This is a genomic window from Loktanella sp. IMCC34160 (assembly GCF_004145845.1).
Taxonomy (GTDB): Bacteria; Pseudomonadota; Alphaproteobacteria; order Rhodobacterales; family Rhodobacteraceae; genus SELP01.
On sequence record NZ_SELP01000006.1, the window covers coordinates 144,309 to 158,146 of the forward strand.

The 13,838-nt window shown below is 56.0% G+C and carries 14 protein-coding genes; 4 read left to right on the top strand and 10 right to left on the bottom strand.

Going from position 1 to position 13,838, the window contains the following annotated elements:
* Positions 1 to 62: 62 nt before the first annotated feature.
* Entirely contained in the window at positions 63 to 629 is a 567-nt protein-coding gene (locus EU803_RS15475; protein WP_129684471.1) for a cupin domain-containing protein, read from the bottom strand.
* A gap of 144 nt (positions 630 to 773) precedes the next feature.
* Between EU803_RS15475 and EU803_RS15480 the strand changes: the two genes are divergently transcribed.
* The 3 genes from EU803_RS15480 (at position 774) to EU803_RS18745 (ending at position 3,963) form a co-directional block, all read left to right on the top strand.
* On the top strand, positions 774 to 2,051 hold the full coding sequence (locus EU803_RS15480) for a 4-aminobutyrate--2-oxoglutarate transaminase (protein ID WP_129684473.1): 1,278 nt from the start codon (positions 774 to 776) through the stop codon (positions 2,049 to 2,051).
* 2 nt (positions 2,052 to 2,053) lie between these two features.
* The gene (locus EU803_RS15485) at positions 2,054 to 3,508 is read left to right on the top strand and encodes an NAD-dependent succinate-semialdehyde dehydrogenase (RefSeq protein WP_129684475.1); all 1,455 of its coding nucleotides are present in this window, start codon (positions 2,054 to 2,056) and stop codon (positions 3,506 to 3,508) included.
* Between the two features lie 119 nt (positions 3,509 to 3,627).
* Entirely contained in the window at positions 3,628 to 3,963 is a 336-nt protein-coding gene (locus EU803_RS18745) for a hypothetical protein (RefSeq protein ID WP_207209217.1), read from the top strand.
* Positions 3,964 to 4,100: 137 nt separating this feature from the next.
* Here the strand turns inward: EU803_RS18745 and EU803_RS15490 are convergent, their stop codons facing one another.
* The 9 genes from EU803_RS15490 to EU803_RS15530 form a co-directional block, all read right to left on the bottom strand.
* Entirely contained in the window at positions 4,101 to 4,703 is a 603-nt protein-coding gene (locus tag EU803_RS15490; RefSeq protein ID WP_242494391.1) for an ANTAR domain-containing protein, read from the bottom strand.
* Positions 4,700 to 5,866 (bottom strand): transporter substrate-binding domain-containing protein, encoded by a 1,167-nt coding sequence (locus tag EU803_RS15495; protein WP_129684477.1) that lies wholly within the window; start codon positions 5,864 to 5,866, stop codon positions 4,700 to 4,702. Before EU803_RS15495 ends, EU803_RS15490 begins: the two co-directional genes overlap by 4 nt.
* Entirely contained in the window at positions 5,863 to 6,939 is a 1,077-nt protein-coding gene (locus EU803_RS15500) for an AAA family ATPase (RefSeq protein WP_242494392.1), read from the bottom strand. The genes EU803_RS15495 and EU803_RS15500 overlap by 4 nt, the downstream gene beginning before the upstream one ends.
* Positions 6,940 to 7,047: 108 nt before the next feature.
* Positions 7,048 to 8,091, bottom strand: coding sequence for an aliphatic amidase (locus tag EU803_RS15505; protein ID WP_129684481.1), 1,044 nt, complete (start codon positions 8,089 to 8,091; stop codon positions 7,048 to 7,050).
* Between the two features lie 52 nt (positions 8,092 to 8,143).
* Complete coding sequence (urtE, locus tag EU803_RS15510) at positions 8,144 to 8,845, bottom strand: urea ABC transporter ATP-binding subunit UrtE (RefSeq protein WP_129684483.1); 702 nt, start codon at positions 8,843 to 8,845, stop codon at positions 8,144 to 8,146.
* Positions 8,846 to 8,848: 3 nt separating this feature from the next.
* Positions 8,849 to 9,577: an urea ABC transporter ATP-binding protein UrtD gene (urtD, locus tag EU803_RS15515; protein ID WP_129684485.1), complete on the bottom strand. Its 729-nt coding sequence runs from the start codon at positions 9,575 to 9,577 to the stop codon at positions 8,849 to 8,851.
* On the bottom strand, positions 9,577 to 10,686 hold the full coding sequence (gene urtC, locus EU803_RS15520; protein WP_129684487.1) for an urea ABC transporter permease subunit UrtC: 1,110 nt from the start codon (positions 10,684 to 10,686) through the stop codon (positions 9,577 to 9,579). The genes urtD and urtC overlap by 1 nt, the downstream gene beginning before the upstream one ends.
* A gap of 9 nt (positions 10,687 to 10,695) precedes the next feature.
* Positions 10,696 to 11,565, bottom strand: a complete 870-nt coding sequence (gene urtB, locus EU803_RS15525; RefSeq protein WP_129684489.1) for an urea ABC transporter permease subunit UrtB — start codon at positions 11,563 to 11,565, stop codon at positions 10,696 to 10,698.
* A 72-nt stretch (positions 11,566 to 11,637) separates the two neighbouring features.
* Complete coding sequence (locus tag EU803_RS15530) at positions 11,638 to 12,882, bottom strand: transporter substrate-binding domain-containing protein (RefSeq protein WP_129684491.1); 1,245 nt, start codon at positions 12,880 to 12,882, stop codon at positions 11,638 to 11,640.
* Positions 12,883 to 13,452: 570 nt separating this feature from the next.
* On the opposite strand from EU803_RS15530, the gene EU803_RS15535 reads away from it, so the two are divergent.
* A complete protein-coding gene (locus EU803_RS15535; RefSeq protein ID WP_129684493.1) occupies positions 13,453 to 13,695 on the top strand; it encodes an H-type lectin domain-containing protein in 243 nt (80 codons plus the stop codon).
* Positions 13,696 to 13,838 lie beyond the last annotated feature (143 nt).

The following is a 13,838-nucleotide window of genomic DNA, read 5'->3' on the forward strand; positions in this document are numbered from 1 at the left end:
TCAGTTATGAAAGGAGAACAGTCTCGAACACACAGGGCTTACGGGTGCCACCAGATTGAGCGTCAAAAGGTTGGGGGCGTACAAGCACTCACCAGAACGCAAGGTTCGGGTCCGACCTGACGAAATCGATGGGGCCTTTTGCTGTCGAAATAGTAGGCATCTCCGGGACCCAGTATCTTGCGTTGATCATCGACCGTAATTTCAATTCGACCTGAGATGACGACCCCGCCTTCTTCGCCTTCGTGGACGTACATGACGCGTCCGGTGTCAGCCCCGATCTCATAGGTCTCGTAGAGTATCATCATGGCACGGCCCAGCAGATCGGTTCCGACCTGTTTTAGAGAGAGCCGACCCTTCCCGATCTCCGGCAGATCTTCGGCAGCATAGAAGGTCGTCTTCTCCATCTCCGGTTCGAATTCGAAGAACTCAGACAGGCTAACAGGGATGCCGTCCAGAACCCGCCGCAACGCTCCGACAGATGGGTTTGTCTTACCAGATTCCATGAGCGAGATCGTCGAGTTTGGCACACCGGTCTTCTTCGCAAGCGCTCTTTGAGACAACCCTGCTCGCTCTCTGAGAGCGCGCAATCGGGCACCAAGGATGAGGTCTTCATGCGATGTGTTCGTCATGTTCAAAATACTCAAAATGCGAAATTTGATTCTATATAAATCAACTAGTTACCGAACACAAGAAACAGGCTTTTACAGCATCGTGAACGCCTACAGGATACGAAAAGCAGGCCTCGTCGCCCTGATTCGAAAAGGAAGAAAACCATGTTGAACGCGGAAATCAGCACTCGCAAAGACAAAGCCATCTCTCGCGGCGTCGGAATGCAAACCCAGATCTACGCTGACCGGGCAAAAAACTCGGAAGTTTGGGATGTGGAGGGAAATCGCTATATCGATTTCGCCGCAGGTATTGCCGTCGTGAACACCGGCCACTGCCATCCAAAGGTCATGGCAGCAGTGGAGCGGCAGATGGGTTCTTTCACCCACACCTGTCACCAGGTGCTGCCTTACGAGAACTACGTGCGGCTTGCTGAGCGCTTGAACGCGAGCGTATCCGGCGATTTCGAGAAGAAGACTGTTTTCGTGACGACCGGCGCCGAAGCGGTCGAGAACGCGATCAAAGTGGCGCGTGCTTACACTGGCCGTCCGGCGGTCATTGCCTTCGGGGGCGGCTTTCATGGCCGCACATTCATGGGCATGAGCCTCACCGGCAAAGTAGTACCTTACAAACAAGGTTTCGGGGCGATGATGCCCGACGTCTATCACGTGCCGTTCCCGATCGGCGTGCATGGGGTTTCCACGGAAGATTCGATGAATGCCCTGAACAAGCTCTTCAAGGCAGACCTCGATCCCTGGCGGGTCGCGGCGATCATCTTTGAGCCGGTACAGGGGGAGGGCGGTTTCTATCCTGCTCCTGCCGAACTTGTACGTGGGATCCGCGCGCTTTGTGATGAGCATGGGATTGTGATGGTCGCGGACGAGATCCAGACTGGCTTCGCGCGCACAGGCAACCTCTTTGCCATGGATGGCTATGGCGTCGCACCCGATCTGACCACGATGGCGAAAGGTCTCGCGGGTGGCTTGCCGCTCGCGGCCGTCACCGGCAAGGCCGAGATCATGGATGCGGCCGGCCCTGGTGGACTTGGTGGAACCTACGGCGGCAACCCGCTCGGGATTGCGGCGGCCCATGCTGTTCTTGATGTCATCGAGGAAGAAGACCTCTGCGCACGTGCAAATGAGCTGGGGTCGCGTCTGCGCCAGCGGCTTGAATCAATCCGTGCCACAACTCCGGAAATCGTCGATATTCGCGGACCCGGTTTCATGGTGGCTGCTGAATTTAACACCCCGAATGGCTCAGCCCCCAGCCCTGAATTCACGCAGAAGGTTCGCACCGAGGCTCTCAAGCGCAACCTCATTCTTCTAACCTGCGGCGTTTATGGCAACGTCATTCGCTTCCTCGCCCCGATCACCATTCAGGATGAAGTCTTTGCCGAGGCGCTCGACATTCTTGAAGCGTCGATAGCTGCCGCGCGGGAGAACTGATCATGCTGAAGCTGAACGATCCTGCACTTTTCGAGACCCGCGCCTATGTAAATGGGCACTGGATCGAGAACGGCAGCAGCTTTCCGGTCTTCAATCCTGCGACCGGGGACAAGATTGCGGATGTGACCGACCTTGGCGTCGAAGACGTCACGCTCGCCATCGACGGTGCTTACGATGCCAAGGCGTCCTGGGCGGCCAAGACAGGCAAGGAGCGCGGTGCGATCCTGCGCAAGTGGCATGATCTGATGGTCGAGAACATCGACGATCTGGCCGCTATCCTGACCGCTGAAATGGGTAAGCCTCTGGCCGAGGCCAAGGGCGAGATCATGTATGGTGCGTCCTATGTCGAATGGTTTGCTGAAGAGGCTAAACGCATCTACGGGGATGTGATCCCCGGCCATCTGCCCGACAAGCGCATTGTGGTCCTGAAGCAACCGGTCGGTGTCGTCGGCTCGATCACGCCCTGGAACTTCCCTAATGCGATGATTGCCCGCAAGGTTGCGCCTGCGCTCGCCGTTGGCTGCACCTTTGTTGCGCGCCCCGCCGAACTGACGCCGCTGTCTGCCCTGGCCATGGCTGTGCTGGGCGAACGCGCCGGAATTCCAAAAGGCGTGTTCAGCGTGATCCCGAGCAGCGACGCATCCGCTATCGGCAAGGAGCTTTGCGCCAACCCCAAGGTGGCCAAGATCACCTTTACCGGCTCCACCCGTGTTGGGAAAATTCTGATGGAGCAGGGGGCTTCCACGGTCAAGAAAGTCTCGATGGAGCTTGGGGGCAACGCGCCGTTCATCGTGTTCGACGACGCAGATGTCGATGCCGCTGTTGAGGGCGCGCTGGTCGCTAAGTACCGGAACGCCGGTCAGACATGCGTCTGCGCCAATCGGATCTACGTTCAATCGGGTGTCTACAAGGAATTCTCCGAGAAACTCGCAAAGCGCGTGTCGGCGCTGTCTGTCGGGGATGGCTTCGAGGAAGGTGTAGCGATCGGTCCATTGATCAATGAGGCCGCCCTGTCGAAGGTCGAAGCTCATCTCTCGGATGCAATTTCCAAAGGTGCGAGAATTGCGACAGGCGGCAACCGGCATTCTCTTGGAGGGACTTTCTTCGAACCGACCGTCGTCACCGATGTGACCCGCGGTATGCAGGTGCAGTACGAAGAGACCTTTGGGCCGATTGCGCCGCTCTTTGAGTTCGAAACGGAGGAAGAAGCTGTCGAACTGGCGAATGATACGGACTTCGGCCTTGCCGGTTACTTTTATGCCAAGGACATATCCCGCGTTTGGCGCGTCGCCGAGCGCCTTGAGACTGGCATGGTCGGCATCAACACCGGGTTGATCTCGACGGAAGTCGCCCCCTTTGGCGGCGTCAAGCAATCGGGTCAGGGCCGCGAAGGCTCCAAATACGGAGCCGAAGATTACCTCGAACTCAAATACATGTGCTTCGGCGAGATCCACTGAAATCGCTGAACCAATCCAAGGACATGGCCTTGCCGGACAGCAAGCCCTTGCTGCGGGACGTCAATGCCTTGTTCTAGAAAGTTGCTGACGGGCCAGCCCCTTGGTAACGGACACTGACCTTGGCTAAGATCTGTTATCTGCTGGTCTTCAACGAGAAGAAGATCAGAGATGTCAAAACGGACGAACAATTCGCCGAATTTCGGGGCGAAAGTGGGGCGGGTGGCCCTACTCAGCTGGGTCCGGGCGGCCGACATGTCCTATCCATCAATGCGGTAGGCCCGAATCATTGCGGTTCCGGGCAAAGACTGGCGCATTGCCAAGGTGCTGGTATGCGCACCTCAAACAGGCTGGCGCCAGACTCCTGGGTCGAGGCTCTGGTTGAGGCCATCACCCTGAACGGCTCGCCCGAGAACATCACCGCTCGCCGGGGCTCGCAGCTTGGGTCTTTCGCCTGAATCGACCGGTTGCGCCGCTCAGGCTTCCGCAACTCAATGGACGTCAAGGGGTGGTGCCCCACTACTTCATCGAGCGGCTCTGTCGAAACCTGAAGTACGAATGCATCGATCTGCACGGTCGTCCATAGTTCTGGCGTTTAGCCCTTTCCGAAATCCCTCAATATACCGTCGGCATTGATAATGGATTGCGCGATCTCGACTGTTGTCACCCGCTTTGCCATCGCTTGCTTGCGAATGATGGCGTATGCATCCTTATCGTCTATCCCATGGTGGCGCATCAGGATAAATTTTGCGTCATTAAGCTTTTGTAGATTGTCGAGCCGAGCTCGAATCTTGCTTATTTCTTTGTCGAAGCGACGTTGTTCCGACCAAAACTGTCGCGCCATCAGAATTGAGCTCATTACCCCGGCAGCTCTGACGGGTTTGGTGATGACCGCATTGGCTTTGATCTCGAAAAGCCCCTCAAGAACTGAAGGATTTTCATACTCTATCATTGCGACGATGGCAGGTAGCTCACCTTTATGTTTGCTAAGTATAGGTTTGATTTCAAGCGGGCTTGTCTCGTCCACGTCCACAAAAAGAATATCAATGTTTTCAGGCAGCATTGAAGGAATTGGCCATATGGACTCAAAGCCGCAACCGATACGGTGGATCTGACGCAACAATGCATCCGCTGTCTTGTCTCGCGGATGCATCACCCCAACATTCAGATCACGCAGATTGTTGATGAAGTCGCTCATCCGCTGCGGTGCCTCTCGGCTATTTCGAGTGTGCGTAGGCTCCAGTCGTCAATTTCCGGATAGACCAGGTAGGGATCAGGCTTGATCATGTGCCTTACCATGTTCTTGATATCAAACTCGCCGTTCTCGTCGACAATCGCAATCCGGGACTGAAGGTAGGTGTGATTATTGTCCGGATCGATCTTGATCTCGCCTTGAGGCGCCTGAAAAGTCATCCCGAGCAGGGCATCGCGCAGCGCGTCGGTATCCAGCTCCCCGCATTCGCTCAACGCACGCGCGAACATATGCATCTGGCAGTAGGAAGCTTCGCAGCAGCTAGTTACGTCTGAAATCGTGCCAAACTTGTTCCTGTAGCTGTCGAGGAATTTCCGGTTTGCTTCGGAATCGATCGACCGGAAATAGGGCGCCGCGGTGATATGCCCGACAGAGGCCTCGGCACCTATCTCGGCAATTTCTCCCTCGTTGGTCGTCAAACTTGCAATGGGACATTCAATTCCGCGACCTCCGGCTTTGTGGTAAGCAGAATAGAAATTGATGCAGCCCTGGCCGACAACCGTCGAAAAAATTGCGTCGGGCTTCACTTTTTGGATGTTCGAAATCACGCTTTTGAAACGGGCGACTCCGGCGGTCAGCGGTACGTATTCTTCCCCAACGACTTCTCCACCGCCTTGGCGGATGACGTTCCGCATGACCCGGTTCGACTCGCGGGGGTAGATGTAGTCAGATCCAACAAAGTATATGCGCTTGCCAAAGGTCTCCATGAGGTAATTCGCAAGCGGGACGCTATTTTGGTTTGGAGTTGCACCGCCATACATGACATTCGACGAATACTCGAAGCCTTCATACAATGTGGGATAAAAGAACAGCGCGTTTCGCCGTTCGACAATGGGAAGAACTTCCTTCCGTGTCGAAGACATGTAGCATCCGAAGATCACGTTTATCTTGTCATCGACGATCAACCTTTCAGCGAGTTCGCCGTATCGTTTGACGACAGAGCCCGGATCGTAGGCAACCGGTTCAATTGTTCGCCCCCGCACACCACCAGCGGAGTTGATCTCGTCAATCGCGAGCAGAGCGCCATTGAGTTGCGATTTCTCGATAATGGAGGTGACGCCCGAAGTCGAAAAGAGAATTCCAACTCGCCAAGTGTCTAGTTTGGTCACCGATGTTGCCTTTCATGCATACGTTCGAATATTATTCGAGTTCCCTCCAAGCGCGCAAGAAGTCGAATATCACCGATAGTTTCCGCTTCTTGACCGACAGAGTCGAGTAGGTAGTCGGCAAGGGGGAAATCCAGGTGTTTTCGGACTGTCCGCCGAATGCCCCGCGCTCCGAACCGCTCATCGTAACTCTTCTTGGCGAGAAAATCGATCGCAGTACGATCAAGCTTGATCTGGCAGGAGTGTTTGCGCAGCCGGGCGTTCAGTCTTTCAACCTCAACCGCCAGTATGTCCGGTATCTGTTGGGCGCTGATCCAGTTGAATGTTTCGATATGGTCAATCCGATTGATGAATTCCGGCGGGAAGCGCCGGAGCAGGACATTTATCATGATGTCGTGGACACGGGCTCTATTTGACTTCGGCGGAATTCCCTGGAGGAACCGTCTGCGGTTGCGCAGGCGGTCGAGCTCTTTTGTACCCAGATTGCTCGTCATAAACACGATCGAGTTTCGAAACGAAATGGTTCGTTCGCCTGACGCAACAGTCAGCATACCATTGTCGAATACATTGAGTAGCGCGAGGACAACCTCATCGCTGGCTTTCTCTAGTTCGTCAAACAACACGATGCCAGGTAGGTTTCGGCTACCTTCAATCTTTTCTTGGTTGAGGATCGTCGTCCCTTCTTTGGATCCGACATAGCCAGGCGGGGCGCCCGTAAGCGCAGCAGCATAATGCTCTTGGGCCAGCGTATTCATGTCGACGCGACAAACCGCATCCGCATCACCGTACAGTGCACGTGCGAGCAAACGCACGGTTTCGGTCTTGCCGACGCCGGTGGGGCCGGTGAACATTACGGAGGCAAGTGGCCTGCGAGGGTCACCTATATCAGCCGAAATTGTCCTGAGATACCGGATGAGTTCATCAATGACATGATCCTGCCCAATGATGTGGGCGCGAAGTTCGGCCTCAATACCCGCGACATCGAAACCAAAGCGCGACGAAGCGAGTCGTGGGCTTCCACTGTGCCCGCGCGCGGATATGCAGTTTTCTTCATCTAGCGCGCGCTTCTGGCGCATTTCACGCTCTGTGTCTTGGATACGATCAGTCAGGAATGGCATCGCGGATTTTCGGGAACACCTTGGGCTTGGCGCCACGGGAGAATAGCGCCAAGCCGCCGGGGCGTCTCAGCCCGCCTCCTTTTCCTTTGCGGCGGTTGGCAAGTTGCCGACCGGGCATTGAGCTACCCCAATGGTAGAGCGAGTCAATTTCTCGACCTGCTCCTGTGTCGCTTTCGCATCGTTCACCCAATTTCGATAGAACTCGAATGGGCAGTCCGCTACGCCTTTGTCACCGTCACCAGATGCGTGAACACCGGTGTATCCCCGGTGCAGGAGTTTGAAGAGGTGGTTCTGTGACTGGTCGTTGGCGCGCGCATCACGAATTTCTGGAATGGAAAGCTGAGCATACTGAATGCCCATCTCTTCCTCGCCGCATTCGCCCAATGTTCGACCATCGAAACCAATGATCGCCGAGTGTCCGAAGTAGCTGTAGACGCCATCAAACCCGGCTGCATTTGCGACCGCAACATAAGAGTTATTCGCCCAGGCCATCGCCTTGGCCATAATGACCTGCTGGTCCTTGGCCGGATACATGTAACCCTGACAGCGCACGATCAGCTCGGCGCCCTTCATGGCACAGTCGCGCCAAATCTCGGGATAGTTGCCGTCATCGCAGATGATCAGGCTAATCTTCAGTCCCTTTGGGCCCTCGGCCACGAATGTCTCGCCGCCAGGGCACCACCCCTCAATCGGACACCAGGGCAGGATCTTGCGGTACTTCTGCACGATCTCGCCCTTGTTGTTCATCAAAATGAGCGTGTTGTAGGGGTTCTTGCGCGGATGCTCTTCGTGCCTTTCACCAGTCAGCGAGAACACGCCCCAAGTATTAGCTTTGCGGCAGGCCCGCGCAAAGACCTCGGTCTCGTCGCCAGGGATGACTGCGGCGGTCTCCATCATTTCGCCGGGATCGTACATAATGCCCTGAGTGCTGTATTCCGGGAAGATCACTAGATCCATGCCTGGCAGACCCTGTTTCATGCCGACGATCATGTCGGCGATTTTTTCAGCGTTCTCCAGAACTTCGGCCCTGGTGTGCAGTCGGGGCATCTTGTAGTTGACGACGGCCACGCCGACTGTGTTGTCGCTACTGGATATATCACCATGTCGCATGTCGGATTCCTTTCTTGTGCGGGTGTGAATTGGATTGAGAATTCAAAACGGATCAGAACGTCAGGTGCCTTTCGATGACGTCGTGCGTCAGGTCATCTTTGGTACCCGTCATTGCTATGCGCCCCTTGTCCATCACGATAAAACGGTCTGATGCGGCGCGGGCGAATGGGATGTTTTGTTCAACCAGAACGATGCTGATGCCGCGGTCGCGATTGAGGTGAACGATGGCTTCCTCGATTTGCTTCACGACATTCGGTTGAATTCCCTCGGTTGGTTCGTCGAGGACAAGGATCTTGGGTTCCATCGCCAAAGCCCGAGCGATGGCAAGTTGTTGCTGTTGGCCACCGGACAGATCGCCTCCACGCCGGTTCAGAAACTCGCGCAGGATCGGGAACAGATCGAGGAGATAATCCGGGATAGTGCGCTGGCCGTCCGTCCTCGCGTAAGTGCCCATCACAATGTTCTCGCGAACGGTAAAACGCGGGATGATCTCACGGCCCTGCGGAATGTAACCGATGCCCAATCGGGCGCGTTCGTATGGTCTGGAGTCGAGAATTTCGTGACCATCGAATATGAGCCTGCCCGACGTTCTGTCGGTCAGCCCCATGATCGACTTCAGAAGCGTGGTCTTTCCGACCCCGTTGCGACCCAGGATTGATAGGAATTCCCCCTGTTCCATCTTGAATGATAGGTCCTGCAGTACCGGGCTTTTGCCGTAGTAGGAGTAGAGGTTCGCGACTTGAAGGATGCTCATGGTTCAATGTCCCAAATAGGCGGATTTGACGGCCTCGTTGGTTTCGATCTCGGCGATCGATCCCTCTGCCAACTTCTTCCCCTGGGCCATAACCGTGATCCGGTCGGCCACTTGGCGAACGAAGGACATGTCGTGTTCAACAACTATCAGGGCGTGAGCCGAGCGCAGGGTCTTGAAAATCTCTGCCGTTTTGTCGGTTTCCTGGATGGTCATCCCGGCGGTAGGTTCATCCATCAGGATCAGCTTACTATCTTGCGCGATCAGCATCGCAATTTCGAGCCACTGTGTTTCGCCGTGTGACAGGTTTCCGGCAAGCTGGTCGCGTTTTGCGCCTAGTTCGACAAGTTCGAGGATACATTCAGTCTCAGAGCTCTTACGGCGTCCAAAGCTCGAAAGCGTCTGCAACAGGCCATATCGCTTGGAGCGTGCAACTTCCAAATTCTCGTCAACCGTCAGTTCTTTGAAGACTGATGGAACCTGGAATTTTCTACCAATTCCGCGGCGTGCGCGTTGGAATTCGAGCATGTTCGAGATCTCTTTGCCCTCGAACTGAATTGAACCGCCAGTCGGTTGGGTCTTGCCGCAGATCAGGTCGAGGGTGGTCGATTTTCCAGCGCCATTGGGACCCAGCAGACAAAGAATTTCACCCTGGTCCACCGTAAGGTCGAAGCCGTCCACGGCGCGGAGGCCACCAAACACGACATGCAGATCGGTGATATCAAGAAGTGCCATCAGAGGGCTCCTTTGGTCTGGCTTCGATTAGGTCCTTTGGCAACTTTTGCGCTCGAACTTCCCCTGGTGTTTCGGCTGGATAGCAAGCGACCAGCGCCTGCGATCACCCCGTGCAAACCTCTCGGCATGAAAAGGACGACCAGTACAAAACCGGCGCCAAGGATCAGATTCCAGCCTTCAACGAAGACGTCAGACAGGCGTCCCTCGAGGATGTTCACGATAATCGCACCAAAGGCAGCGGCGATCACGGATTCACGCCCACCGACTGCGCACCAGATGACGATGGCAAGGCTGAAGGAAACACTCATGTAGGTCGGCGACGCAAATTCGAGCACCAGAACGTAGAGCATTCCGGCCCACCCCGCGAGGGCCGCCGAGATGCAAAAGACCATCGTCTCGTAGGTCGCGACATTGTAGCCGAAGAACCTGACACGGATCGCGTCCTCACGAATGGCGCGCAGAATCAGGCCGAACTTGCTGTGCACCAAATAGAGACCAATCAGAACAGCAACGATCAGGCAGCCAGCAACCAAATAGTAGAATTGTGCGCTGTAGGTATCGACCGTCCACTCGAAGATCGTCAGCGGTGCGAGCCCGGTCAATCCGTTTTGACCCCCTGTGAATCCCTGCTGTTCGATGACTAGCAGCTGGAAAGCGACCAGGAACGCCAAGGTGATGACCGCGACGAACACACCGGAGATCCGCGCCCGGAACATGAAAACAGCGATAAGCCCACCGACCAGCGCAGGCACCAATAGCCCAGCAACTAGAGTGAAGGGCAGAGAATGGAACGGAACCCAGAACCATGGCAGGCTCTCGACATTGTTCCAGCCCATGAAGTCGGGCAGGCCGCTCTGACTGGCCTTTAACTTAAGATGCATCGCCATGATATACGACCCGATGCCGAAAGTTGCGGCCTGACCAAGGTTGAGCAGACCGGCCGTTCCCCATGACAAAGCAAGCGCCATCGAAACGATGCCAAGGCTCAGGTAGCGCGAATAGGTGTTCAGTTCGTAGCCGTCGAAACCCAAGATGATTGGGAAGCCCAACAGGATGACAGCTGCGAATAGCGCGAAAGTATTGAGATCGGTTTTTAGTTTCTTGCTCATGTCGTTGCCTCAGCCTCGGGTTTTCTCGGGAAACAGTCCGCGGGGACGAAGGCGGATCAGCAGAATGACGCAGGCCAGCACAGCGATCCGTCCAAGCGTGTCGTTTATCACCATCGAAAAAATCGCGGTCACCTCGCCCATCATCACCGAGGCCACAGCCGCGCCTAGCAGGCTGCCAAGTCCGCCGATGATCACGACAAGGAACGCATCGACGACAAGGCTGGTTCCCATCGTCGGGATCGTGCTGAAGAGAGGCGTGATTAAAGCACCGGCTATTCCGGCCAGACCGGCGCCATATGCAAAGGTTAGTGAATAGATGCGCCGGGTTTCGATTCCATAGCACTCGGAGATATTTCGGTTCTGGATGGTAGCGCGCAACTTGGTGCCGAATTCAGTGCGTGTCAGTAAGGCCCAGGTGGCAACCAGAACGCCGATGGACAAGAAAATGACGAAAATTCGGTAATTCGACATCACTAGGCTCCCGATTTCGATATTGCCCCCCAAGATCTTTGGACCTTGTACGAAACGGGATTCCGGGCCGATCACGATGCGGACCAGCTGCTGTAAGATAATACCTATCCCCCAGGTGGCTAGGATGGTGTCGAGCGGTCGACTATAAAGGCGCCGCACAATTGTCAGCTCGATAAGCCAGCCAATTGCCGCCACGACCAGAAATACGAATGGAAGTGCAAACAGGATGCCGAAGCCAAGATAGTGTTGCAGCGCCCAGGTCGTGTAGGCCCCCAGCATCACAAACTCGCCATGGGCAAGATTGATAACCCCCATCGATCCGTAGATGATCGCAAGTCCCAATGCGATGATCAGCAGGATCGAGGCCATACTTAGCCCCGAGAACAGTTGATTGATGATAACGTCCATAATCTTTCCCTCGCCTCTTGGTGACATCGGCAGCGGTCTTGGTCTCCCGGCCTTGCAACCGGGAGAATTGGATCAGCCATTGACCAGCCCAGAGCCGGTGCAGGTCTGTCCGTCGTAGGCGGCGTAGGGTTTCGGGGCGACGCGCTCGGTCGACTCCAGGATTACATTGGCCTGACCGTCGGCCTGCCATTGTGCTACCTTCGGCCACAGATGCGTGTGCAGGTTCTCGTCAATCAAAACCTTGCCCTGAGGTGCCGCCAATTCGACGCCGACGGCAGCATCTCGGATCGCCTGCGGTGTGACGTCGGACGGATCGAGTTTTTCCAACGCGGCCTTGAATTGGTAGACTTGGAAATAGGCAGCCTCGCTGACAAAATGGGTCACCTGGTCGCCGCCGAACCGGCTCTTATAGGATTCGACGAACCGTTCGTTTTCTGGTGTGGCGTGCCCCATGAAGTAGGGTGCCGACGAGAAGTGACCAGCAGCAGCCTCACCACCGATCGCCTGAACCTCGACCTCGGAGCGGGTCAGGCTAATGACAGGCATCTCTTCAGGATCGAATCCGGCTGCGTGATATTGGCGAGCGAAGGCGACGTCGGAGTCGCCAACCACTGTGGCAAAGATCACATCCGGCTTTTCCGTGCGGATTCGATTGATGACTGAGCTGAAGTCGGAATGGCCGAGCGGCACGTACTCCTCGTGGACGACTTCACCGCCCAGTTCTGCCAGCAACTTCTTGCAGTAGTTATTCTCTTCCTTGGGATAGACGTAGTTGTTGCCGATCAGGTAGAAACGCGGCCCGAAGTTCTCGATCGCCCAGCCGATGACATTGTCCTGCTGCTGGTTGGGAACAGCACCGCCATACATAATGTTTCGCGAGCATTCGCGGCCCTCATAAAGCGTTGGATACCAGTAAAGATTGTCGCGCTGCTCCACCACTGGAAGCACCGCCTGGCGGCTGGCCGAGGTGTAGGAGCCGAATACACTGACACACTTGTCGCGGATCATCAGTCTCCGGGCGCGGTCGGCATAGGTAGCCGGGTCCGATGCCGGGTCTTCGATGATAGGCCTCAGCATCCGCCCATGGATTCCGCCTTGGGCGTTGATCTCTTCGATCGCAAGCAGAGCGGCATCGTGCAGTGTGTGCTCGACCACAGCCACCGAACCTGTGAGCGAAAACAAGAGCCCCACCGGAATGTCATCGCCAACGGCGTAGGCAGGGCGCGCGCCAAGCAGAAGCGCTGGGGCAGAAAGCCCCCCGGTCAAGCCAGCAACGCCGAGTGCGCCCGTTCGTCCAAGAAAGTCTCGTCTTTTCATTGCATCATTCCCCGTTGTTTTCTCGTTGGCCGAAAACGCAAAAAGGCCCCTCAGGTGCTAGGATCTCCTAGGTACCTAAGGGGCCTTATTGCCCATATCGGGAGTTCGAAGCTGAACTCGTAGCAATATCGTTTCACTATCTCAGTATGGAAAGCAACATAAAAATAATGATATTATTCAGTGTGTTGGAGGCATCTTCCTTTCAGAGTTTCATGGGAAAGCCGTCGATCTGCATCTAATTGCGACCGCTCTGAAGCGGAACTGTCGTGACCGAAAGCCGCCATTCGACTTGGCGACCACCGGCGGGAGGCTGCCCGGTCGCCGCTTCGCTCTGGCCGGTCAGGCGATCTTTTCCATGGTTAGGGCCGTCGGGGTTCGGGCAAGCCGAACGCCGCTCCGTCCCGGTCTTGGAAACCGCCGGTTCCCCCGTAAAGCCCGCTGCTGTTCGGACCGGAATGGGTGTCCCCGGCGTCCTGCGCCCAAGGGCTTCGTGCAGCCGGGTGATCCCCCTCCCCATCCGGTCCGGCACTGCGCTTGACGGGTCCCCCACCTGCTCTAGGCGAGGGCCACATGTGGAGCGGGGACTGCGACCGGTCTGTCGAAGTTCCGGTGACATTCTCGCGGGTTTTTTCGGAGGTGCCGCAGGTCACTGCATCCCTGTCTGGGATCGACGCGGCCCACGACCAGAACCTCCCGATCAACGTCGTGCCGCAGAAGATCAGCAGGCGGGGCTTCACCATCAACCTGTCAACCTGGGGAGAAACACACATCGCAAGGGCCTCGGTCAGCTGGCAAGCAATGGGTCCGGCATGAAACACCCAACCCGACCCGAGGACAAGGGCGCCATTCTAGGTGGATCGATATCCGGACTAGTCGCATCCGTGGTTTACTGAAATCTCAAAAAGGTAGAAAAATTAAGGTGATGTCCCCAAATGGGAGCATCCCGAATTACGCTT